The organism is Fictibacillus sp. EA-CB0309, from assembly GCF_055814265.1.
Genome location: NZ_CP169271.1, coordinates 947,843 through 972,294, shown reverse-complemented (window position 1 = coordinate 972,294; position 24,452 = coordinate 947,843). Strand labels below are relative to the sequence as shown.

The 24,452-nt window shown below is 41.1% G+C and carries 14 protein-coding genes and 4 pseudogenes; 4 read left to right on the top strand and 14 right to left on the bottom strand.

The features are described from left to right. Positions 1-104 precede the first annotated feature (104 nt). The 3 genes from ACEWFH_RS05335 to ACEWFH_RS05325 form a co-directional block, all read right to left on the bottom strand. Positions 105-575, bottom strand: a complete 471-nt coding sequence (locus ACEWFH_RS05335) for a DinB family protein (RefSeq protein ID WP_473726417.1) — start codon at positions 573-575, stop codon at positions 105-107. 291 nt (positions 576-866) lie between these two features. Beyond that, positions 867-2,027, bottom strand: a complete 1,161-nt coding sequence (locus ACEWFH_RS05330) for a PDZ domain-containing protein (protein ID WP_473726416.1) — start codon at positions 2,025-2,027, stop codon at positions 867-869. Positions 2,028-2,061: 34 nt separating this feature from the next. Next, positions 2,062-2,241 carry a hypothetical protein gene (locus ACEWFH_RS05325; RefSeq protein WP_473726415.1) on the bottom strand — a complete coding sequence of 60 codons (180 nt, stop codon included), beginning with the start codon at positions 2,239-2,241 and terminating at the stop codon, positions 2,062-2,064. A gap of 146 nt (positions 2,242-2,387) precedes the next feature. Between ACEWFH_RS05325 and ACEWFH_RS05320 the strand changes: the two genes are divergently transcribed. Then, positions 2,388-2,675, top strand: coding sequence for a hypothetical protein (locus ACEWFH_RS05320; RefSeq protein ID WP_473726414.1), 288 nt, complete (start codon positions 2,388-2,390; stop codon positions 2,673-2,675). 37 nt (positions 2,676-2,712) lie between these two features. On the opposite strand, the pseudogene ACEWFH_RS05315 reads toward ACEWFH_RS05320, so the two are convergent. From ACEWFH_RS05315 to ACEWFH_RS05295, 5 genes and pseudogenes are all read right to left on the bottom strand, one after another. Further along, positions 2,713-4,172 (bottom strand): annotated as a pseudogene (locus tag ACEWFH_RS05315) (S41 family peptidase). A gap of 135 nt (positions 4,173-4,307) precedes the next feature. Next, positions 4,308-5,522: a murein hydrolase activator EnvC family protein gene (locus ACEWFH_RS05310; RefSeq protein ID WP_473726413.1), complete on the bottom strand. Its 1,215-nt coding sequence runs from the start codon at positions 5,520-5,522 to the stop codon at positions 4,308-4,310. A gap of 70 nt (positions 5,523-5,592) precedes the next feature. Then, positions 5,593-6,420: a permease-like cell division protein FtsX gene (ftsX, locus tag ACEWFH_RS05305; protein ID WP_473727222.1), complete on the bottom strand. Its 828-nt coding sequence runs from the start codon at positions 6,418-6,420 to the stop codon at positions 5,593-5,595. 55 nt (positions 6,421-6,475) lie between these two features. Continuing rightward, a pseudogene (gene ftsE, locus ACEWFH_RS05300) lies at positions 6,476-7,161 on the bottom strand (cell division ATP-binding protein FtsE). Between the two features lie 444 nt (positions 7,162-7,605). After that, positions 7,606-8,465: pseudogene (locus ACEWFH_RS05295) on the bottom strand (YitT family protein). Between the two features lie 681 nt (positions 8,466-9,146). On the opposite strand from ACEWFH_RS05295, the gene ACEWFH_RS05290 reads away from it, so the two are divergent. After that, a complete protein-coding gene (locus ACEWFH_RS05290) occupies positions 9,147-9,917 on the top strand; it encodes a nuclease-related domain-containing protein (protein WP_473726412.1) in 771 nt (256 codons plus the stop codon). 22 nt (positions 9,918-9,939) lie between these two features. Here ACEWFH_RS05290 and ACEWFH_RS05285 read toward each other — a convergent pair whose 3' ends face one another. Then, positions 9,940-14,013, bottom strand: a complete 4,074-nt coding sequence (locus tag ACEWFH_RS05285) for a S8 family serine peptidase (RefSeq protein ID WP_473726411.1) — start codon at positions 14,011-14,013, stop codon at positions 9,940-9,942. Between the two features lie 277 nt (positions 14,014-14,290). Between ACEWFH_RS05285 and ACEWFH_RS05280 the strand changes: the two genes are divergently transcribed. Next, entirely contained in the window at positions 14,291-15,559 is a 1,269-nt protein-coding gene (locus tag ACEWFH_RS05280) for a helix-turn-helix domain-containing protein (protein ID WP_473726410.1), read from the top strand. Between the two features lie 79 nt (positions 15,560-15,638). Here the strand turns inward: ACEWFH_RS05280 and ACEWFH_RS05275 are convergent, their stop codons facing one another. The 4 genes and pseudogenes from ACEWFH_RS05275 to ACEWFH_RS05260 all read right to left on the bottom strand — a co-directional run bounded on the left by ACEWFH_RS05275 (position 15,639) and on the right by ACEWFH_RS05260 (position 22,517). Beyond that, positions 15,639-19,115 (bottom strand): S8 family peptidase, encoded by a 3,477-nt coding sequence (locus tag ACEWFH_RS05275; RefSeq protein WP_473726409.1) that lies wholly within the window; start codon positions 19,113-19,115, stop codon positions 15,639-15,641. Positions 19,116-19,704: 589 nt separating this feature from the next. Continuing rightward, positions 19,705-20,466: a twin-arginine translocase subunit TatC gene (gene tatC, locus ACEWFH_RS05270; protein ID WP_473726408.1), complete on the bottom strand. Its 762-nt coding sequence runs from the start codon at positions 20,464-20,466 to the stop codon at positions 19,705-19,707. 188 nt (positions 20,467-20,654) lie between these two features. Beyond that, the gene (tatA, locus tag ACEWFH_RS05265) at positions 20,655-20,840 is read right to left on the bottom strand and encodes a twin-arginine translocase TatA/TatE family subunit (protein ID WP_197129014.1); all 186 of its coding nucleotides are present in this window, start codon (positions 20,838-20,840) and stop codon (positions 20,655-20,657) included. A 46-nt stretch (positions 20,841-20,886) separates the two neighbouring features. Further along, positions 20,887-22,517: pseudogene (locus ACEWFH_RS05260) on the bottom strand (PhoX family protein). Positions 22,518-22,881: 364 nt separating this feature from the next. Between ACEWFH_RS05260 and ACEWFH_RS05255 the strand changes: the two are divergent. Further along, positions 22,882-23,034 (top strand): hypothetical protein, encoded by a 153-nt coding sequence (locus tag ACEWFH_RS05255; protein WP_473726407.1) that lies wholly within the window; start codon positions 22,882-22,884, stop codon positions 23,032-23,034. Between the two features lie 296 nt (positions 23,035-23,330). Here ACEWFH_RS05255 and prfB read toward each other — a convergent pair. Beyond that, positions 23,331-24,427, bottom strand: a protein-coding gene (gene prfB / locus ACEWFH_RS05250) for a peptide chain release factor 2 (RefSeq protein ID WP_473726406.1) whose coding sequence is annotated in 2 segments (ribosomal slippage) — positions 23,331-23,470 and positions 23,470-24,427 — 1,098 coding nt in all. Because the reading frame shifts where the segments join, the coding sequence is not laid out codon by codon here. Positions 24,428-24,452 lie beyond the last annotated feature (25 nt).

Below are 24,452 nucleotides of genomic sequence, written 5' to 3'. Positions count from 1 at the left end.
TGGAAGTTCAAAACAAGAAATGAGGCAAACATGAAAGGTGATTCAAAACTAATCTGTGAAAAAAAGGTGCATCACTATTGTAGTAGCACCACCATTGGAGTAGATTAATCCCAGATACTGACTCTTGGAACACCTGCTGTTCTTAAATAATCTAATAACTGACCCGTATGAATAGATTCATGATAGCCTACACGTAATAACATATCGCCTAAATCTCTTATGTAACCCGAATCAGAGCGGTCAATCTTTAAATTTTCTAAGTCTATTTCAGAAAATGACTTAATTGTATCTATGAAGGCTTTTCTATAAGGTTTAGCATATTCCAATTCGTCATTTACTGAGGTAAATGGACGATTTTCGAAAGGAGAATTGAAAACAGACAAACTCCCTCTATTTTTTATTGCTAAGTGATAGTAATGTTCACTTTCTAGTACGTGTCTAATCATTTCTAGGCAATTCATTGCTTCTCCATCTGGCTTCCAATGGAGTTTATCCTCAGGAATAGATGTCCAAACTTTAATGCTTCTTCTCCTAATTTCATTAAAGTTTAAAATAACTAAATCAATAGAATTCAAAAAACTCCCTCCTTTTATTAGAATATTTTAATTATACACGAACCAATGTTCGTTTCAATAAAAAAGAAACATTTAGTTAACTCATTTCTCAGATATAATTATGACGGATTTTAAGTCTACTACGCAAAATAAGAGTTACTCCACAATCTGGCCCGTTTGTGGAATAACAGGATTAAAAAAAGACTCACGTTAAATGAGCCTTTTAAATAAAAATTATGCGATTCCGATAAATTATGAAAAATCATTCCGGTGAATTTTGAACAGATTCCGGTTAATTATGAAAAATTACAATTAGTCCCCTACCGCTGCATTACGGTCTACAACATCATGAACAAGAAGCACACCTAGCTGATGATGCTCGTTTTCGTAAAGTGATCCTTGAACGAAACGAATCTCGCCGTTAAGATCCAGAACTTCAAGCTTACAATACGCAGCATTAATTTGGAGCGCTCTGTACAGACTCGACTCGTGCGAAAGTGTCACACCGTTTACTTTGACGATCACTTCGCCAACTTTTAAGCCCATTTTTTCAGCAGGTGTACCTGGTACAACTGAAAGGATCATTACCCCTCTGTCACGCGGAACGAAAAACGAAGGTCTCGTGTCATCACGCTGGCTCGTTATAAGGGTAATAAGCTCACGGCCTGCAAGACCTGTGGCAATCGCGATGGCAATGAGAAGCGGCAATTCATAAAAATGCCCCACCGCTGCGATCCCCGTTACGATTATCCCTAGCAACAAGACTTGCTTACCAAGGTGTTTAATTGCTTCAGCCGGAAGTGTATGCGTTACAAGCTGACGGTATCCAATCGCAAATGGAACGAGAAAGAACGAGAAACCGACTGCTCCCATCGGAAACAACGGCCACCAGTCCAATACGGGAATGGACCCAACAGGCAAAACAAGAAACTGAGGAACGATCCAAAATCTTGTCGCTTCATGAGCCCCAATATAATGCCCTCTTTTTCCTTTAAACAGACGAGGTGATGTACGATCTGCACCTTTCCACATGACCAGAATACCTTCTTGAATCAAAAGCACACCGATAATCACGGCTAATGAATCAAGTGGTGTTTTTTGAATATCCAAGATCCATCTGTCTAAAAAAGAGATCTCAGATTCAAAAGTTGGCAGCAGAAGGCCAGCGACTGCCGCTAAACTTACAGAATACGCGGGATTTAGAAAGCGCGTTTTAAACGTTAAGCTTAAAACTAGATACATGACGCCAATTAACGCGATCATTCCGATTGGCAATGTTACACCGGCAGCTACAAAGATCACTGAACCGATGAGACCAATCAGTATGCCTGGCAAGAGAGAAAATATTAGATTATCAATTACTGGGTGAACCCTGACTTTAAATTCTTTTCGCTCTCGTTTTACACGTTTTAAACCGATTAAAAAGGCAACTAGTATAAAACCATAAAAAAGCGGGTGTAAAAAAGCAGCCACAACCCTTGAAGCAATTCATTCACAAAGGTGTCTGTCATGGGCGTTCTCTCCTTTTCTCGTCATTTATTTCATCCACTTTTTCTTCAATTCTTTTCAGTCTTTGATCCGTGCGTACGGCTCTTTTTACCAACAAACCAACTCCGGTAATGATTGCGAGAAGTACAAGAAAAGACATTAGCTGAAAAACAAGATCTCCAACATTCAATGATTGCATTTTGTATTACCCCTTTAACGATGGCAAAGGATTTTCTTTAATTATAATTTAATGGAAGCATAAGGATTTAGCTAACCAAAAGCTCCTAGAAATACAATCTCTAACGAAAATACCATCCAGCGAGATGTATTAGGAGATTTTTATCATTGTTGAATTTTATTGAACGCTCTTTTCTAAAGTTTGTTGCTTACGAATTCTTCTATGATTCGTTGATTGGAGTGGAAGATGCGAGACTCCTGCGGGACAGGCGGGCAGGTGAGACACTTAAGAGTGAAACGTACGAATGTGGCTCACCGCCTGCCCCACGGAAAGCGAGTATCTGGAACGGAAATCGACGTCTTACAAAAGGTTTTTCAAACTCAAATCAACCTCTTCCAAAAACAACAACGCTTCACCAAAAAATATCCGCAGAGAATAATTTCCTCTACGGATAGTATTCGTGTTTCAGTTGTTTTTTCCTGCCATTATCCCTTATTTTGCAAGCAATTCAATGGCTGTTTTGCGCTGAACATCATTCTTATCATCACGAATAGAATCAATAACCTTCGATTCCATCTTGCCAGCCGTTTTCGCATCTACTTTCCCTGTTGCCGGCAAGTTATTTGCACGCTGGAATGCCGTTACAGCAGACTGTGTCTTTTCATCAAAGTAGCCGTCTTCTCTTCCTGTTTGGAAGCCTAGCCCGTTTAACATGATTTGAGCATTCTTCACTTGTTCGTTGTTCATATCAAACTCTAGTGATTTTTTCTCAATCGCAATTGGGTTCGTGTAGAAGTATTCTGGCTGCTTCACTTCGTAAGTTGGTTTAACACCTTTTTGTGGATCCAGTTACCATCAGGCGTTAACCACTTAAACAGCGTCAGCTTTATGTTCGATCCATCTCCAAGATCGATCGATTGTTGAACAGTACCCTTACCAAATGATTTCTCCCCAACAAGCTCATAACTTCCGCCTTCTTGTAAGGCAGCTGCAAGGATTTCAGAAGCAGATGCACTTCCTTTGTCGATCAGACCAACGATTGGATAGTCTTTCTTTTCTTTTAACGTGGAAACGTAGCGCTCTTTGTTCCCTTTTCTGTCTTCAATTTGAACAAAAGGTTTGTTCTCCGGAATGATCTGGCGAAGAATGCTGTCAACCGCTTCTAAGTAGCCTCCAGGATTTCCGCGCACGTCGATCACGAGTCCGTCGATCTTTTGCTTTTCAAGCTCTGTTAATTGCTTTTTAAAATCAGACCCTGTTTTTTCAGAGAATGACGTAATTTCAAGAACACCAATCTTTTTGCCTTTTACTTCTTCAATATCCGAATAAACGGTCTCGATTGGAATCTCGTCACGTTTTACTTTTATCGGCATCACATTGTTAACACCACTGCGTTTTACGCCAAGTGTTACAATCGATCCTTTTTCACCGCGAATTTTTAATACGGCCTTATACAGATCAAGACCTTCCACACTTTTACCGTCAATCGTGATAATTTGGTCGTTCGGCTTAAGACCTGCTTTTTCTGCAGGTGAATCTTTGAATGGTGCAACGATTGTTACTTTACCGTCGACCATGCTTACTTCAGCACCGATTCCTTCAAAAGAAGAATCCAGTGATTGTGAAAACTGGCTAGCCGTTTCTTCATCCATATAAACCGAATATGGATCTTTTAACGTTTTGACCATTCCTTGAATGGCACCTTCTAGCAGCTTGTCACGATCAACATCTTCCACATATCGAGAAGAGATGATCTCATACGTCTTTTGGAGCTTGGCGAACTCTTCGTCACTGTTAAGCTTTGTTTTCGCTTTTGGCAGATCGTTTACTTCACCATTCTGAACATACTTCGAATCGTTTCCAAACAGCGCCATCGAACCATACATTCCACCGGCACCAACAAGCAAGGAAAGAACAATCAGCAGGGCCAACATTTTTTTATTTACGTTCATTCTGCTCACCTCGTTTTTAGCAGGAAAAGGCATCACACCCTGCAAAGTGCGATGCCTTCCATTGTAAGAGTCTTTAGGCAACAGCCTGTCTCCTACTTCACTATATGAATAGCTTGTTTACTTTATGTGTTTATTTTACCAGTAAGCTGCAGGATTTACAGCATTTGTTTTCCCTGCATTCCAAGGTCCTTTGTGTAATTCAAAGTGTAAATGCTGACCAAATGAATGTCCTGTGTTCCCCATGTTTCCAAGGAACTGACCTTTTGATACAGATCCACCCTGTACAGCACGGCTGCTCATATGAGCGTAAACCGTTGTCCATTGCTGTCCGCCGATAGAGTGAGAAATATAAACAACGTTTCCGTATGAAGAAGAATATTCTGATTTAATCACTGTACCATCAGCTGCTGCATAGATTGGAACCGTACCGCCTTGCGCGATATCAATTCCTTCATGCATACCGCTGCTTCTCATTCCAAAACCAGATGTAACTCTTCCGGCAGCAGGTTTAATAATCATGCCGTTTCCAGAAACAGGTCCCATTGATGGAGCTGAACCACTAGATGAAGATTCACGAGCTGCTTTTTCTCTTGCTGCTGCACGTGCCTGCTCAGCACGGAATGCATCTTCTTGTGCTTTTAGAAGAGCACCTTCATTTTCGATCTTGTGTGCTTCTGCATGCAGATTATTTTCTTCCTTTTGAAGAGAAGCCATCAAACGATCTTTTTCAGCCATTTGAGCTTTTAATTGCTGCTGAAGTTTTTGTAGTTCTTGCATTGCTTGTTGAAGATTGTTTAGTTTCTTCTCAACAGATGCCATCTTTACTTCAAGTAGTTCTTTGTCTTTCTTCTGTTCTTCTAAAAGCTGACGGTCTTGTTCTGCGATCATGTTTAATGCAAGAACGCGATCAAGAAAATCACCAAAGTCTTTTGAACCTAGAACAACTTCTAAGTAAGAAACGGCTCCGCCAGATTCATACATCGAGTTAACACGTTCTTTTAAAAGTTTGTCACGCTCGTCGATACGCTTTTGAACGACGGCAATCTCACCTTTTAATACATTGATCTCTTCTTTTGTTTTCGCTATCTCTGTTTGCTTTGCCTGAACTTTTCTGTCTGTGTCAGAAGAAATCTGATCGAGTCTTGCGATTTCTTTTTCAACAGCAGCTTGACTGCTTTTGTTAGCATCCAGCTTAGCTTGTGAGTCCTTAGCTTTCTTTGCATTTTCTTGTTGTTTTTTCTTGATGCTTGATAAAGATTCCGCGTGAACGACGGATTCAGAGTGATACACGGTAAAAGCGCCCAGTGCTAAACTTAATGAAAGCACTGTTCCAACCACTTTCCTTTTCATTCGTTTTCCTCCCTAACCCCAATAAATTTGTTTCGTTTTTCTTGGATCTCTTTATTTCTGCGATCTTTACTTAAATTTTCAAGAACTTACGGACAGACGTTAAGCTTCCCCATACGCCAATCACTCCACCGATCAATATCATTAACAGCGCTAGCTGCAGGATAAGTGGTGATACTGGCAATAGCTCAATAAATACTGTCCCTAATTTTTGGTTAACGATATCAAAAATAGCTTGATATCCTACCGTGATTACGACGATCGGAAGAATAGCTCCCGCAACACCTAATGCAAATCCTTCAATGAAGAACGGCCATCGGATAAATCCATTCGTCGCACCAACGAGTTTCATAATTTCAATCTCGCGGCGTCGTGTAACAATCGTTAGTTTTATCGTATTTGAGATCAGGAACATCGCTGTGAATACTAGTCCTAACACGAGTACAATCCCAACGTTGCGGGCAACATCGGTAACTTTAAATAGTTTTTCGACGGTCCCTTTTCCGTACTCAACTTTGTTTACAAATTTAAGCTTATCAACTTCTTTTGCAACTGCTGCCGTATCTTGCGGCTTTTCTGTATAAATGATAAACGCATCTCGCAAAGGGTTTTCATTTTTTAGTGATGAAAAGGCTTCCCCTTCATCTCCAAGACTTTCAATTAATTCATCAAGACCCTCTTCTTTTGATTGATATTCTACCGTTTTCACTTTATCAAGTTTCTCAAGGTCTTTTTTATAAGCCTCATAGTTCTCAGACTTTTCCGTACGTTCGATGTATGCTCTGATCTGTACATCGTCTTCTATCTGACTCGCAATATAGTTAATGTTCAAGAGAATGGCCAAGAATACACTAACTAAAAGCAATGTTACCGTTACAGCAGAGATGGAAGCAAAGGACATCCAGCCGTTTCTTCCCATACTCTTGAATGCTTCAACAAAATGACGTTTTAATGTTCTAATCTTCATAGCCGTAATCCCCTTTGCCTCATCACGTACAATTCGGCCGCCTTCGATGGCAATTACGCGCTTTGTGATTGTGTTTACAATTTCTTTATTATGAGTCGCCATCACAACTGTCGTTCCGCGGGCATTGATCTCTTTAAAAATGTCCATGATCTCCCAAGCTGTTTCGGGATCAAGGTTCCCTGTCGGCTCATCCGCAATAACAACTGGCGGATGATTCACGATTGATCGTGCAATCGATACACGCTGCTGCTCTCCACCAGATAGCTCGTCCGGGAACATACGCGCTTTATTTTTTAGTTTTACAAGATCAAGAACTTCCATAACACGTTCTCTGATCACTTTTGGCGATTCTTCAATAACTTCAAGTGCAAACGCTACGTTTTCATATACCGTTAAACGCGGCAATAGTTTAAAGTCTTGGAAAATGACGCCCATCTTTCTGCGTACTTTAGGAATTTGTCTTTCCTTCAATTTAGCAAGGTTCGTGCCGTTAATAATAATAGAACCCTGTGTTGGCTTTTCTTCTCGATACATACATTTTATAAATGTAGATTTCCCAGCACCACTCGGTCCGACTACATATACAAATTCACCTTTATCTATGTAGACGTCAATCCCGTTTAGTGCCATAACACCGTTCGGATATGTTTTCCATACATCGATCATTTCTATCAAACTAAATCACTTCCTTACTACCCAAAAAATATTTCCCTATTCATCAACTATATATAGAGTCTTTCGACAAAAGCGCGATAAATGTCAATTTGTCAGTTTTTTCCGCAATAACTATTATAACATCTGTATCTGACAATTTTATTACAGTTGTGTTTCATCTTCCCTCAAACAAGGGACAATGGTCATGTTTTCTAGATTCTGTAGTATCTAAAATACGACACGATTCGCTGTATTCCTTCATAATCACTAAAAACCCGCAAGTAGACTTTTCGACACTCAGGTCCTAAAGTCGACCATTGAAATAAGATTTAGTCCTTTTTATCGTGTTGCACGTTGTCTTTTATCGGTTTAAACGGCGTGATTTGTAGTAAGAAAGGCAGATTTATGACAAAAGTCCCGGTAAAATAGAAAAGCCAGCCGAGGTGTGTTTCGGCTGGCTAGGGATTAACCCCGCTTGAACCCTTCTCCCAACACTTCGTTCGCGTTAACAACGATTACAAAGGCGGATGGATCCACGCTTTTTACATATTGTTTTAATTTCGTAACTTCATATTGTGCCACAACCACCATCAGCATCGGACGTTCATCTTGCGTATAACCGCCGAACGCATTGATCTTTGTGACGCCGCGGTAGATGTGCGTGAGGATCCCCTGGCGCAGCTCATCTTCTCGGTCAGAAATGATAAGCGCCATTTTAGTTGTACCGAGTCCGATCTGCACCACATCAATGGTTTTCGCCGTAATAAACATCGCGATAAGTGCATAAAGGGCTTGCTCGATTCCGAAGAAAAGCGCTGATGCTGTAACAATCGTACCGTCAATAAGGAGGATAATTGATCCAAGTGATGCTCCGGTGTATTTATGGACGATCTGTGCAAGCAGGTCTACCCCGCCTGTGGAAGCTTTTCCACGGAATACGATTCCAAGTCCTGCTCCAATTCCAAGTCCGCCGAAAATCGCACCAAGCAATGGATCTTCTGTTGCAGCTCCCCACTCTTCAAAAATAAAGACAAAGAACGGAAGCACGATCGTTCCAACAAGCGTTTTCGCGCCAAACCGTCTGCCTAGAAAAAGAGTCCCGCAAAGAAAAGCGGAATATTTAAACTCCACTGCACAATAGAAGGTTTCCATTGAAAGAGTCCGTATAGAATCGTCGATATCCCACTCACACCGCCAGAAGCAATCTGGTTTGGCAGCAAAAACACCGAGAAGGCCAGTGCCACAAGCCCTGATCCAATCACTACATATACATATTCTAAAATAAGTTCAACCGTTGGATGTAAAATCCCGCGTCGTTTTCTCATTGCCATCATCATCGCTGTCCGTTAACCCTCAAACTTTCATAAGGAATTTCTTTTCATTTTTGTTTAAGCCGAAAAAAGTATACCAATCACAGTATGCCCTTGTAAATGCGACCTTAGTGCCGCGGTGATGAGGTGAAGCGGGTTGGTTGCATGGGGGCGGGTTGCCGTTCGGGATGTTGTGCGAACTGGGCGGGGGGGCAGTTCGGTCGATATGTCGTAAGTATTTACATGGTATGGATGTCGTAATTTGTTGTTGAATGTCGAAAATCGGATAAAAAATTTTATATACGTAATTAATGCTTTTATACACGGAAATAATTCAATTTACCTCGTAAATATAGTGGATTACCTCGTAATTATTAGTTACTCATATCAATTTTGACAATTTAGTCCTTTGCTTACCTCTTCTAAACCCTTCAAAATATAACAAAAATAGTTGAGGTGATTAAATATGATAAAAAAACATCGTTCACGGCCTATTATTATTGATAAACTTCAATCACTTTTAAAGCGAACACCTTTATCAGATCCTAAAAGAGAGGAAATTCAGGACGCTCTCAGAAAGTATGTATCGGGTTATCGCGGAGAACAATCTCTGGACTATTTTTATCGATATTTACCACAAGGCAACCTCAATATTCTTCACGGAATCAGAATTTTACACCAAGAGTACTTTTTCAAATGGACACACTTATTATCACTCCGAAATTCCTTCTTATTATTGAGAGTAAGAATATCGCTGGACACTTATATTTTGAGAGTTCTTATGATCCAATGATTCGTACGCTTAATGATCAACGTGAAGCGTTTGATAACCCGGTTGAACAAGTAAAACGCCAATCCTATCACTTGATGTCAATTTTAAATGACCTTAAAACTCCCACCATACCAATCGAATCCCTCGTAGTTATGACCAATCCAAAAACGATTACGGAATTCTCACCTACTTATAAAGAAGCTCGCTCGAAAGTAATCAAAAGCTCAGGGCTCGTATCTAAATTTGAAGAGTTAAGCAACAAACACCAGAAAGAAATATTGCAACCAAAAGAGATTAAAAGAATCATTAAGTATCTAATTAAGCACCACACACCTGAAGATCCAGATATATGTAACAAGTTTCAAATCCGCCACCAGAACTTACTGCGAGGTGTATTCTGTCCAACATGTGAAACTGTATGTTTACAAAGAATAAAAAGAACCTGGTATTGTTCCGCTTGTAAAAGAAACTATAACAAAGCTCATGAGGCAGCATTATTAGAATATGCTCTTCTTATTTCGAAGACGATCTCTAACAAGTCCTGTAAACAATTCTTGAATCTATCCACTAATGATCAAACCTATTATTTGCTTCGTATATTAAAACTCCCTTTCACCGGCAACCGAAAATCTCGCATCTATCATCTCGACGAACTCGTCAAAAAAACAACCTCCAAAGAAGACTCGCTTCTCTAAAGGTTGTTCACATGCTAACACTTTATTGCTGAATGCCTAATTCTACTAAGATGGTTTCTAGTGTTTTTCCTTTGTATTGCTTTCTTGGCTGTGGTGCATCATCAACATGCTTATTTTGCAGGAGATAATTGGTTTGTACATGTTTCATATCTTTTGCATCCACCTTTCCGTCGAAGTTAATATCTGTATCGCGCTTTGCTGTTCCCCACGCGTTTTGAATCTCAATCGCATCATAAATGTCGATCACATTATCTTGGTTCACGTCCCCCGCTTTTACATCGAGTGCGGTAATAAAACGGGTTTGACCGTATAATTCACCTTCGTGTTCGAACCCGATATTGACTTTCCCTTTCGTCAAAAAGTGCCCCGGGACTTTCATTTCGACCGTGAATGCTTCTTTTTGCAGAGGCAGCTTGTTGTACTTATACTGACCATTATCCGCTATGCGTTCAGATGGATCATGTGCGTTCCCGTCTGCATCGATGATTTGAACAGAGCCACCTACTTTTGTCCAATCTCTTCTTTCTGTAACAGTTCCGTCATCGTTCTTGAATCCTTGTGGTGTAATGTAGCCATTGGCAATAGAGAATTGTGGCTTCACTTTCCAAACGAAAGGAGCTTGAAGAACGGTAGTTGTAATGGAATTGGCATCCGTTACTTTTACAACGGGCAGTAGGCCTGCTTGCGTTGTGTAAGTCGCATCACTTACTTTTAGCGTTACGTCAACAAGGTCAGCATGCTCTAATACACCGCTTTCCTCATTGAATTGAACCGTGATCATACCATCTTTCACATCAATAGAGCCTTTATCTTTAAAGGAGTCATTTAGTTTAGCATCGACTAGTGAAACGGCTCCATAACTGCTATTGTTTAAATTCCATTCTGCTTTCGTTAGATTCGTTAAGTTGTCTAACGAAAGGGTTGCCTTCACCGTTTCTCCTGTTTTCAATACAGCATCTTTATCTTTACTCTTTGAGTAGGAAACGGCTGTTCCTTCTTTAACAAAATAGTAATTCTTCATCATCGCTTGATTTCCGGCCATATCAAATCCGGTCATACGGAAATTGAGTGCCTTAACTTTTTCATTCATTGCAATCTCTTCAACGAACTTTCCTTCTTTGTCCATTTTAATGGCAGATGACGGAAAAGCGGAGTTCCAATAGTAGATCATTGAGTTGGAAGATTGATCAACGTTCAGGCCAACTTCCTTCATCTTGTCTACAAGTGGATCATTGATCTTAATATCAAAAGGATAAGTAGCTTGACCTGGTTTGTATTCTAAAAACGGTGATTCTCCGTCAAGCGAGCTTTCAAATGTTGGTGCATCAATATCGATAAACGCGTGGCGATATTCAACAATTTCTTTGCCAGTGGCTGTGGTAGAAACAAACTTAAGTTTATAATGACCTGCTGGCGCGTAACTAACTTCAGAATCGATCGGCTCTGTTTCAACACCAGTGAATTTGTAGTACATACCGCTAAATGCGTTTAACACGTAATACGATTGGTTCTCGTTGCGTCCATTCAAATTCATTGTCCCGATCAGCCCTAAATCCTTGCCTGTCTTTCCGTCTTGCAGAACCACTTCCATTTTTTCCATTGGCGACTTAAAGTTGAATTCCATACCCGTGTAGATGGCGCGATATCCGAAAAATCCACCTTGGTTCAAATAGTTTGGAGCAATAGCCGGTGTTGCAAGCTCTAACTTGTTATAACCTTCTTCTGTAATACGAACACTGAATGGAATTCGATATTGCTCAGCTGATTTTGCATGGTTTGTGAGTGTGATGTACCCTTCGTAAATTCCCTCTTTTGCATTTTTCGGGATATCGATACCGGCTGACACCTTTTTAAAGTCCTCACTAGCAATTTTAATTTCTTCTGGCACGTTGAGTACGATGCCATTTTCCTTCAAGCTTGGTGATCCTTTTGTTTCTTTTACTTCAACGTTGAACGTCTTCTTTACTTTGTCATGGTTTTCAATCGTGACGGACTTTTTCAGAGACAGATTCTTACCTGCATAGTGACTGCCGTATGCAATACCACCCGTACGTTCTTTCATCTTCACAAGATTTGTAGAACTAGGAATCAAAGTCTCATCGTTTACTTGAAAGCTTGTTCCGCTGTATACAGCTTGATACGGATCTACACGACCTGCTCCCACTTCAAATACGGAGTAATCACCGTTAAGCGGATCTGCTGTGTTCATTAATATCGTTTTTACATCTTCAGGCTCTAGATCAGGATTCGCATCAAGCATGAGAGCTGCAATACCTGCTGTGTGTGGAGCGGCCATCGACGTTCCGGAATATCTAGAATAAGCGTAGTCATAGTTTTCTTGGCTCGTTGGGTTCACCATGTAAGACGGTACCGTGGAAAGAACAGCAACTCCAGGCGCCGTTACTTCTGGCTTCATATCGTATGTCTGTCTTGCCGGTCCTCTTGAACTGAAAGCGGCTAAGCGATCTCCTTCTGTTTGCACTTTAGCATAGTTTCCAAATGTGAACGTAGACTGCCCTGAACTAATTTGCGATTTAATCTTTTCACCAGCTGCTTTTGTTAATGAAAAAGCAGGGATAAAGCCAGTGGATTCACCTAGATTCGCATCAATCACACCATCCACATTGTTATATAGTAGAACAGCAACTGCTCCCTTTTGTTTCGCTATGTTTATTTTTTCGTTGAACGTTGTTTCGCCACGCGATATTAACGCAATCTTGCCTGTAACTTCCTTACCTGTATAATCCGCTGCTTTCCCTAGACTGACATCAACAAGATCATACGACTTACCTGATAGTTCGTTCAGTCGATCTGCGTAATGACGAGCAAGTCCTGTTAGTTGAAGTCCGCTCTCGCTCCCAACTGATCCGGTAAAAGAAGCAACGGTCATCGGTACGTCACTCGCCCCAACCGTAAGCGCTAAAGCCGCAGCACCCGGAGATCCAACCGTATATGCTTTCGGACCTGTATTTCCTGCCGATACGACAGCCGTTACATCATTTAACACCGCATAGTTGATGGCTGTACTTGTTGGGTAATAAGGGTCATTTATGCCAGCGCCTAGCGAAAGATTAATCACGTCCATTCCGTCTTGAACGGCCTTTTCAATACCGGCAATTACTGCTTCTGAAGAACCTGAGCCGTATGGACCTAACACACGGTAAGCATAGATGTCAGCATCAGGTGCCACCCCTTGAACCGATACATTGGGGTTCGTCCCTTGGCCAGCAATCGTACCTGCAACGTGTGTCCCATGTGAGGTGTAATAAGAGTTTCCATTGAACTCTGGCTTTTTAGAGTCTTGCCAGTTTTTATAGGTGGTTTCCATCGGATCGCTGTCTCCGTCGACAAAGTCATATCCGCCCTTATACACTTCTCTTAAGTCAGGGTGATTATAATCAATTCCAGTATCTAAGATTCCTACTTTAACACCTTCGCCAGTGATTCCTTCATTATGTAGCTGATCAATCTTCAAATAAGGAATGCTTTCTACAGATGTTCCCGCACTATTACTGTTTAGTGCCTTTTCTTCTCCCATTGCAATTGGATATACTGTAAACGTCACATCTTTATAAACGGCCTTAACCGCCTCTGATTGCAAAAGAGATTCTACCTGATTCGCTGGCAGCTTCATGGCTACTCCGTTATACACCGTTTTGTAAGTCGATGTGATCTTATGATTGGCTTTTTTGCTCATGGGAGCGACTGAAGGAATCAGAGTTTCTATATCATTCTTAAATTGAGCATGCTCTTGATCTACTTTACTGTCTGCTTGCTGGCGCGATAACTTCTTGCCTTTTAACTGAGCTTCTAACACAGCGGCTTGGCCAGGTTTTGATTGAAACTGTACGATAACGGAAATTTCTTTTTCACTGAGAAGCTCTTCCTTTTTAAAACCTTGTAAACCTTGAACATCAGTTAGTTCAAGTTGTTTTAAAGCTTCTCTTTGTTTAGCGGTAAGTGACGACAAAATGTCTTCTGCTTTAAAAGATGCAGCCGTTGTTTTAGGTGTGAACAATGATGTGTTTGGAGATAACAGCAATCCTGCTGCTAATGTAAGAGCAGTAGATTTCTTAATAAAAGATTTCTTGTTCATAGTTTCCCTGCTTTCTTAGGTTTTTTAGAAAAACAAAGTGTAACAGGTACCCCCTCTCCACTTTTTAGAATATTTCGTTTATTCAAATGTAATTGTAAAGCCAATACCACAGCTCGGCTATCGGGGTTTCATTCATGACTCACAGCCTATATCAACAGGTAACTTAAGAGAAATTCACATGAAATCATAGAGAGAAATAGGGAGATAGACTTAAAAATCGTAAAACTGAATTGGGGTTTTATTTAGTAGAATAGAAATATTAGAGATTTAGCTGTTTATGATGGATAGGGGGCATATCGGTAATGCTAGAGGAAAAATCATTAAGTTCTATCGTGAACGCAGAAATATGACACAAAAAGAACTTGGAGACGGAATTTGTTCAGGTACACATGTGAGCAAAATTGAACGAGGACTAACAGAAGTCTCACATGAAACGATTCAATTTTTAGCGAATCGACTAAAGATCCATATACAGAATGAAATGAAAATGTATACGGACTTAGAGCTTCTTTTAAAAAAATGGGAAGAAGCCATCATTATGAAGCTGGATGTAAAAGCAAAAACCATCAAGAAGCAACTTGAAAGCATCGCTTTATTGCAAATTCCTGATTTTTACCGGACGCACACTCTATTATTAACACGCTATTACTTGATGACTGAAAACAAAACGAAAGCAGTATCGCTTATTGAAGAGATGGATAAATGGGTGGAGCTCACACCTCGTGAACGAAACTTATTGCTGCATATTAAAGGTATTTATGGACTCCAAATTAAGCATGATTACTACGAAGCGATCGATCTTTTAAAACAAGTTGATCCTACATACTACAATAATCCAGAATATTATTACCATATGGCTGTTGCCTATCACTCTATAAATTCTCGGGTCCTTTCGTATTATTACGCAAGCAAAGCGCTTAGCTTTTTTGAAAAAGCGCATTGTTACGTACGCGTTGTGGAAACGGAAATGTTAATGTTAATTCAAATTGAGCAGGATTCAACTAGTGAACCTCACAATGAAAAGTATAAGGAGCTCATTGAAATGTGTGAGGACTTTGGTTTAGAGAAACAAAAAGCTCTACTTCTTCACAACTTTGGTTATCATTGCCTCTTTCATGGGAATTTTGAAGATGCCTGCCACTACTACCAAGAGTCTATGAAACTGAAAGATCCTCTCACTCCAAACTATTTAGGCTCTCTAGAAGGTTACATTAATGCGTCATTTCTCCTTGGAAAAGAATCTGCAAAGAAACTGATCGATCTTGCTGAAAAAGGATTAAAAGCTGCCAATGAAACAGGTGCTACCGTATTTGTTCATTTCTTTCAATTACATATCTACCGGTTAAAAAAGCAGGAAGATTTGTATTATCATTACCTGGAAACGCAACTATACCCTTTACTAAAAAAATTAGGGTATGTTTTACCCTCCGTGCATTATGAAATCAAACTTTTTGATTTTCATATGAATAATGGAATGATTGAAAAAGCAAACCAATATGCAAAGAGCATTGCGGATAAAAACAGACGGGAAAACCAGTTTGTCTAAGTACCATAGTGAAATTAGATGATAAAAAGGAAGCTGGCTCAACCTTACCTAGAGCCAGCTTATCCACAACACTTAAAGCTTAGCGTAAACGATACGCCTTCATGATTTCCTGCTCAATCTTATTTCCTGCATCATCCCATGCACTCGCGCGGAGTGATACCGGACCACCAGGATTAAACGGATGTTTAACCGAAGCGATCCACTTGCTGCCTTCTTTCTGAACCTCTACTTTTTCCCATGACTTCCCTTCGTCAAACGAAACTTCAAGAGCTGCACCTTGGATGTTCCCTGCCCCTTTAGCATCTGGCATATGTGATGGCGTTAAGGTAAGCTTTGAAGTACTTGCAGATGCTACTTCACCTGCTAGGTTTGTGTTGATATCATAGTCGATCTCTATTAAAGGAACGATTGTACGATAACCATATGAAGTTGACCAGTCTGACCAGAACGTCCACTCGGTATGCGTTTTATTGGATGTGTTCCATCGTTCCTCAGATCGGTGCGAATCTGCTACTAATCGATACTGTTTGCGATCAAACGTGTAGTTCTTGGAGGTATAGAATCCTTGACCCTTTTTCTGATCCAACAAGGTTGATCCTTGATAGAGCTTCATTATTGTGTTATCTAATACGGCTGGATCGTGGAAACCGGTGTGCGTGTCTTCAGAATCAGCCCAAGCTGGAACGTTAAAGTAAAATATACTATTTTCTCGGTATGGATAGAAGTGGCTCTTACCAAATCCTGGACGTACAATTGGTCCGTAATAACTGTGCTCGAGACGGTCTCCAGCCTTGTACTGAGTAGGTTCGCCTCTCATCTCCCAGAAATCATCGGTTATTAATACTTTTTGATACCACGTGCTGTCTTCAGGTGTTACCCATTCTTCACGCTCGATTGGAAATGCCATTGGATCCGTCCGAAGTTTGCGATCCACACCATTTTGAAGTTCATATCGCCATTCATCAGCTGGTGTGTTTCGATCAGAGTGGAATTTTGTATCAATTTTTGCCAACTCACTTGGAGTAGGAGCATATACCAATTCTTTATCAGGTATCTCGTTATCGTAAACTTTGTTTAAATCGTACAAATAATGACCATAACCTGAACCTTGAACAGAAAGCGTTAAGTCACTTGATTGTACAGCCTCAATCAGCTCATTTCCCTCTGTGCTGCTGAGTGATGTTATCGTTAATGGAATCGCATCAAAGCTGATACTAATATTTTGATAAGATTCCATTAATTCTTCTTCTTTATCATTTACGACGATGAGAAGCTTTGCTCCTGCTGCAATTGCAGCTTGTCCTCTATCATATGCTTTCACTTCATCGCTGCGTTTGATAATAACCGCTTTTCCTTTGGCATCGATGTTCTCATAATCAGCTGCAGAACCATTTCCTGCATAAACGGTTTTCAAGCTATAGTTCCCCTTAAATGGTGTCGCATGTAGTTGAACAAGATCATCAAGTACTTTCCCTTTAAAATTTATTTCAATACGAGGAGTGATTAACCGTTTGCGCGCTGTAAACTTAAACGTTCCATTCTTCACCTTTTCAAACGGCTGTACGTACATATGATCAGCTGTTATAGGAAGCATATATTGATCCCCAAACGGAACATCTCCTATCGTACGATTGTATTTCATCGTTCGATAAACGGTTTCTGTTTTCTTAGGTGCTTCAAATTTTACTTCTTTTGCTTTTCTGCCATCTAATTCAAGAGTTTTATCTTCGTACAGTTCTAGTTCAGGATCTCCAACTAATGCGACTCCCATATGATCGGTATCCTCATCTACAAACATCGCTGAAGTAACAGAATAGTTGCCTGGCGGTAATCTAAGCTCTGTAGTTCCTCTTACCATCACATAACGGAAACCCCATTCAGGACTGTAAATGAGAGCCTGAGTTGTATGTTCAGAACCATCACGATCAATCGCTTTGAGTGTTAAGTTATACCGCTCTTCTTCTTTTATCATACTTAGAGTCGTGTGAGCGATCTTTTTGCCGGCTGCACTTGCTGTAACATAACCGTTGTACTGAGCTCCAGCAAGTCCGAGCTTAACATCCGCAGAAACCGTGACAGATACTTCCCCTTTAGCTGGAACCGTAACCTGATTAGCTGAAAGTGTTAGCATACCCGCAGGAGCTGGATTGCTGCTTGCATCCTTAAAGTTTGTTGCTAGATCTAACGTCACTGCTTCATCACGATCATTGTGATACGTTACGGTTTTCTTTACTGCCTCTGTTTCATCATGCGGATAGTCAAAGAAACCAAAATGCACGGATCCTGTCGCGTATACCCCGTTTAGGGATGCTGGTACATCTAATCGGCCTGCCCCCACTTCAGATGGCTTATACGCCGAAAGTTCTTTCGTTGTACTCATCAATGCATCTTTAATCTGCTTGCCTGTCCACTCTGGGTATTTTTGTTTTAAAATTGCTGCTGCCCCTGCTACGTGCGGAGTAGCCATGGATGTCCCATTTTTCGATGTATATAAGCCGCTTCCAGTGGAATATTGAGAGCGGGCTGCGACAATTCCTACACCAGGAGCTGCTAAATCTGGTTTGATTGCTTTATCTCCTAAACGCGGTCCTCTTGAAGAGAAGCTTGCTAATTGATCTGTTTTTGAAACGGCACCAACGGTAAGTGCCTGATCTGCCGCACCTGGATATCCAATCGTGCTTTGGCCGCCGCGGTTACCTGCCGCTACGACAAAGAGCGTTCCCGTTTCTTCACTTAATTCATTCAGAGCTTGTGACACCGGGTCTTTCCCGTCACTTGCATCTGGTGAACCTAAGCTCATTGTAACAACGTCCGCATTCTCTGCTGCCCATTCCATACCGTCAATGATCCATGAATTCTGTCCACTTCCGTTATTTCCCAAAACTTTACCAACGATTAGATCTGCTCCTGGAGCGACACCCTTCATCTTGCCAGCTGAAGCGGCACCTGTTCCAAGGACCGTTGAAGCCACATGTGTTCCATGTGAATTGAAATCATTGATGTCTTCACCTGGTACAAAGTTCTTCGTCACTTTGATCTTGCCCGCAACATCAGGATGATTACTATCAATTCCGGTATCAAGTACAGCAACCGTTGTACCTTTCCCATCATAGCCAGCTTCCCATGCAATCGGAGCACCCACTTGCGGAACACTTTGATCAAGTGATGCTTCTACCTTTCCATCCAGCCAGATCTTTTCAATATCTTGCTGAAGTTGTGGTAACGCTGCTTTTTCTTTAAGGTCCGCCGGTTCTAGATCACCTGATATTGCTTTCCAAAACTGCTTTGCTTTTCCTTTTTCAGTAGATACAGCTACCCCGTCAATACTTTCTAACGTTCGAGTATGTTTAGAGCCAGCGATTTCTTTAGGTTGACTAGAAAATGCACGAGCTGTTTTTTGTTCTTTATATTCTACGATCAAAGGAAGACTGGAAACCTCCGAATCGGTATAGCCATTTTCGATCAATTTCGTAATATTGAACAGATCATCATCGATCTGACCTTCGGCAATATACGGCAAAGCAACCTCAGGAATGACAAATGTCTCTTTCCCCACCGTAAGAATACGTGTCCGATCTTCAACTCCCTCTGCTGGGGTTACTTCAATCGTGCTTTTTCCATCTCCAAGGTCCGTTACTTTAACAACATCCCCTGTAATAAGGGTAATTGTATGCTCACCGTTTTCAGCAGGAACATGATTTGCGGTTGGAATGACCGTTTGCTCAACATCGGTTTCTATCGCACTGCCTGTAGCTTGTTTGATGAATGTCTCCGCTTTCGTTCCTAACGTAGGGAAACTAACAATGTTGTTGAAAGTGCAATCGCAGCTAAACGTGACATTCTTGCTTTTCTTTCCATCTTTCTCCTCCTCTTTTAACCAGCCAGTTGATCAGACATTCCTAGCGTAAATCTGGAAAATTATCCATGAGTTCACCTCCACCTATAAAATAAAGGTTACTAAAATTATTGCATTGCTCAGCTCATCACTCAATTGGGATAATTGCGCTCAAGTTCCCCCTTAATACTAGTAAAAAAGTACTGTAAAAAGACCTAGTCCCCGCATCCAGCCATATAAAAATTCCCCCAAATTTTTTAGCGCAAAAGAACCCCTGGCTACGCGCGCAGGGGTTCCTACCAATTTATTTTTATGAAGGACGTCTTATCTGTACGACCTTATCTTCTTCCACTGCCAACTGTTCTTTTACAAGTTTCTTTTTATAGACAATCCGTGACAGCATAATGCTTATTTCATAGAGTACGAGCAGCGGAATAACAACAAGAAAATCCGAAACGAGGTCTGGCGGTGTGATTAAGACAGCAACGACCACGAGTCCAAAATACGAGACTTTTCTTGCCTTTGTTAGCACGTGGGGGTTTATGATTCCAAGTGATGTCAGGAACATCACCACGAGTGGAATCTCAAACAGAAATCCGAACGGCAATGTCAGGTTCATCATGAACTTAAAGTATTTTTCCGATGTAAAAAAGGTTTGAAAGTGACCTTCTGATAGACTCATTAGAAAATTTAAAACCATCGGATACACGATAAAATAACCAAACGACAATCCTAATAAAAACAAGAAAAACAGTGCGGGAATATAAGACAGAGTAACCTTCTGCTCTTTTTTGCTGAGCGCTGGTTTAATAAACATCCATGTTTGATGCGCGGCAACGGGAATGGTGAACGCGATGGCAATCACACCCGAAATCATAAAATACACCCAGAGTATTTCGCTTGGTCCAAGAATGGCCAGTTGTTGATCGAGATCACGGATCAGCCAGTCATAGATCGGCTGTACGTAAAAAAAGGATACGGAAAGCACGGTTATGAATACGGCGAGTGTGATAATGATCCGTTTTCTGAGCTCACCGAGGTGTTCAACAAAATACATCTCTTCTGCTTTCATCTAAATGGCCTCCTTTCGATTAATTACGGTGTTGGATTTGGAGATTTAGGCTCGCAATCCAAAAGTTTTGATGCTTAATCCACGAATTTCTGCTCCCAATCCAGAAGTTCTGGCTATCAATCCGTCATGGTTAATAAGAAAAGATGCGGACTTGAAACCGCGCCCGCATCTTTTCTCACAACTACTCTTTATTTAGACTGCGGCTTTTCTTCTTTTTCATCAGAAGACATGAGATCTTTTGCAGAATGCTTGAACTCGCGAAGCGTGCTTCCGAATGCTCGTCCGATCTCCGGCAGCTTAGATGGCCCAAAGATAATAAGGGCAATAATTAGGATTAAGATCAATCCTGGTACTCCGATGTTAGTGAAACCCATGTAGATCGCCTCCTCAAATTTGGTGATCAATACTTACGTGCTAAAATTAAAAATTAAAACCTGTAATTGCTACAACAGATGGTCTTGGTATATTGCCTCCGCGTACTTGCGGCCATGTACTTGTAGGATTTGCTTTATCTTCTGTTTCTTCTCCTGGATGCTGGATGCTCAAGAACAATGATCTTTCGTTCGGTGTGAAAGATGGTCCAGTTAGTTCCGCTTCAACCGGTGCTGATGCGAATTGAAATGCTACGCCTTTATCTGGCCCAACCGTTGGAATCATGAACATTCCGTTGTTACCAAAGCTTGTCCAAGCATCAGAATTCAGCTTGCTGGATGAAATATCTGTTACCGTCCAAAGGTTTGCGTTTGAATCAAACGTTAAGTTGTCAGGTGCACTAAATCCGCTTTGACGTCCGCCAGCTGCGAAGATTTCAAATTCAAAGTTCTCTGCACCATGATCTCCTTCTTTTTCAAAAAGCGAGTGATGTGACCGTGAATGTTTCCGTGCTTATCGTTGTTCGTGTGTGCGATAAACACCGTTCCATCAAGCGGAGAAATCTCCACGTCTTCTGGACGATCCGTTGGTGTTGCACCTAAAAGGATTGCCGCATCGTGTGCGTTAACAACTACATCGCCTTGTGTTTTAAACTTTTCTAAAAGTGCTGCGTTACCTGCCGCTTTTTCACGAACCGCTTCAATCGTTAGAGCTACCCATTTGCCTTTTGCAAGGTCAGCCGCATAAAGCGTTCCTTCTTCTAAAAGCTTGCTGTTGTCTTTACCATTTGCTTCAACATATTTCCCTTTACTTATGAACTTGTACACGCAAGCATCTTTTTTGTCGTCTCCCATATAGACAACGACACGTCCGTCCTTGGAGATTCCAACACTCGCATTTTCGTGGTTGAATCGACCAAGAGCCGTATGCTTTCTTACTTTAAAGTTTGGATCAAACGGATCGACCTCAACTACCCAGCCATAATGTGTTTGATCTAAACTAGCAGCTTTTGAAGTATCTTCAAAGTTCTCTTCACAAGATAATACCGTGTTCCATGGCGTGCGTCCGCCAGAACAGTTTGCAAATGTACCTTGTGCTGAAGTTGCACCAGATACCGCTGCCGTTCCTTTTGCTGGACCTGTTAGGGCGAAAGGTGTTAAACCTGTTACACGTCGAGCGTACTCCGAATTCGTCTCCATCATCCACTTGCCGTTTTTCACTTTCACTTCAATAATGGAACCGCCTTGGTTGTATAGCATCTTTTCAATTTGTGCTGGCGTATATTTGCCGTTTACTTTTTCTCCTTCAACATATAAAGGGTTCGTGTATTCGTGGTTTACCCATAGCAATCCATGTTCACTTGATTCGTTGATCGGAAAGTACATCGTAAAGTCATTATTAAATCCAAATGTATCGCCTTTTTTGTTGATTACATCACCATAAGATGCGATGACTTCATATTTATAACCTTTTGGAAGAACAAGATCGTCTTTGTCAGTTGGTGCGATCGGGTGAAACTTAAATCCTTTTTTACGAGGTTTCATGCGCATTAAGCTATCAGATTGTGCGTTAGCCGTTTCCGTTAAAGCACCTAATCCCGTTGTAGCTGCAGCTAGTGCTGTTGCGCCTGTTCCTAAATATGTTAAAAAGGTTCTTCTATCCAATGGTTTCTTTTCCACTCCGTTTTCCCCCTAGACACGATAATATTGTTGTTGCATCTATAAGAATACTGTCGAACTATTAAGCCACTATGAAGGTTGTTTAAACAAACGTTTAAGAGTTTTTGGTTTTTTTATAAAATTGCCTTATAGGCGGACGTAAAAAGGAAATACTTGGCGATAACATTCAAAAGGAATTTTTCACATGAAAAATTCTCCCGTCTAACCTTTTACCACATGAAGATTTCCTCTATCAAAAATATAAGTTGGGAAAATAGGGTAATTTACTTTATACTTAACAATAGAAGTTTCCTTTGTTTTTCCCAATATACATTCCATGTTTAATAGGTATAATTAACTAGAGAGCTTTATTAGAGGTGAAGCGATGCAGATTGAAGTGGGGAGTTCGGTCGTTTATAACGGCGAAGAGTATCAAGTGGTATGGATTTACGGAAACGGCAATGTGGAGATCGTAAAAGACGGACAACATAGAAAGATCGAACTCGTACAAAAGGGAGATCTTACACAAATACGATAAAAAAACTTCCGGAAGCAGCTGCCCCGGAAGTTTTGTTTTTTGGTTTTATTTATGTTGTTTATTTGAAGACTTGAAGCTTACTTGTAATCTCTATTAACTAAAAATGTTTTTTATTCTTGTACACCTTTGACAAGTTGATTAGAGCGCAAGGTGCGAGACTCCTGCGGGACGAGTGGGCAGGTGGAGCCCCTTAATGGCGCAAAGCGGCAAGGGCTCACCGGTCGCCCCGCGGAAAGCGAGCAACCTGGAGCGCAGATCAACCACTTTCAAAAGCCCCGAAGCAACATTAATGTTTTTTAAAGCTTAGATCTCAAATAAGCATCAATAAACGGCGTGATCTCGCCATCCATAACCGACTGCACATTACCTACCTCGGTATTCGTTCTGTGATCCTTTACAAGGCTATACGGATGGAAAACATAAGAACGAATCTGACTCCCCATCCGATCTCCTTCTGCTCACCGCGGATTTCTGCAAGCTGTGCCTGCTGTTCTTCCAAACGACGCTGAACAAGTTTCGCCATCATCATTTTCATCGCACGTTCACGGTTCTTAATTTGCGAACGCTCTGTTTGACAAGAAACTACCGTGTTCGTAGGAATATGCGTCATACGAACAGCAGAGTCAGTCGTGTTAACGTGCTGCCCACCTGCTCCAGACGCACGATACGTATCAATCTTAAGATCCTCTGTACGGATTTCGATCTCTGTGTCGTCTGTAATTTCCGGCATCACTTCACATGAAACGAATGATGTGTGGCGGCGGCCTGACGAATCAAACGGTGAAATACGGACAAGACGGTGAACCCCTTTTTCCGCTTTCAAATAACCGTATGCGTTATGCCCTTTAATGCTTAGCGTAACCGATTTAACCCCAGCTTCATCACCAGGCAGGTAATCTAATGTTTCAACTTTATAACCCTGGCGCTCAGCATAACGAGTGTACATACGAAGCAGCATCGACGCCCAGTCTTGGGATTCCGTACCACCCGCACCTGGGTGAAGTTCTAGAATTGCGTTGTTTTTATCATAAGGTTCGTTTAATAAAAGCTGAAGCTCGAAGTCGTTCAGTTTTGCAATCAGTTCTTTCGTATCTTTAACAAGCTCTTTTTGCATATCAGCATCTGCTTCTTCTTTCACAAGCTCATGCGCGATTTCTAAGTCTTCATACGATGAAGATAATTCTTCAAACTCGTTTACTTGTTCTTTTAATCCGTTCGCTTCATTGATTACGACCTGTGCTGCATTTTGGTCATCCCAAAACGTTGGTGCACTCATCTGTTCATCAAGTTCAGCGATACGTGCTTTCTTTGAATCGAGGTCAAAGGGACCCCTAAAGTCGTTGATACGTTTTTCAATAATGTTGAGTTCTTGTTTTACTTCTACTAAATCCATATGCTCTGCACCTCATTTTATATTT

Coding starts and splice junctions, on each gene's coding strand:
- ACEWFH_RS05255 (WP_473726407.1), top strand. CDS start 22,882: ATGCAGATTGAAGTGGGGAGTTCGGTCGTTTATAACGGCGAAGAGTAT.
- tatC (WP_473726408.1), bottom strand. CDS start 20,466: ATGAAAGCAGAAGAGATGTATTTTGTTGAACACCTCGGTGAGCTCAGA.
- ACEWFH_RS05285 (WP_473726411.1), bottom strand. CDS start 14,013: ATGAACAAGAAATCTTTTATTAAGAAATCTACTGCTCTTACATTAGCA.
- ftsX (WP_473727222.1), bottom strand. CDS start 6,420: ATGTCCTTTGCTTCCATCTCTGCTGTAACGGTAACATTGCTTTTAGTT.
- ACEWFH_RS05290 (WP_473726412.1), top strand. CDS start 9,147: ATGGACACACTTATTATCACTCCGAAATTCCTTCTTATTATTGAGAGT.
- ACEWFH_RS05280 (WP_473726410.1), top strand. CDS start 14,291: ATGATGGATAGGGGGCATATCGGTAATGCTAGAGGAAAAATCATTAAG.
- ACEWFH_RS05310 (WP_473726413.1), bottom strand. CDS start 5,522: ATGAAAAGGAAAGTGGTTGGAACAGTGCTTTCATTAAGTTTAGCACTG.
- ACEWFH_RS05325 (WP_473726415.1), bottom strand. CDS start 2,241: ATGCAATCATTGAATGTTGGAGATCTTGTTTTTCAGCTAATGTCTTTT.
- tatA (WP_197129014.1), bottom strand. CDS start 20,840: ATGGGTTTCACTAACATCGGAGTACCAGGATTGATCTTAATCCTAATT.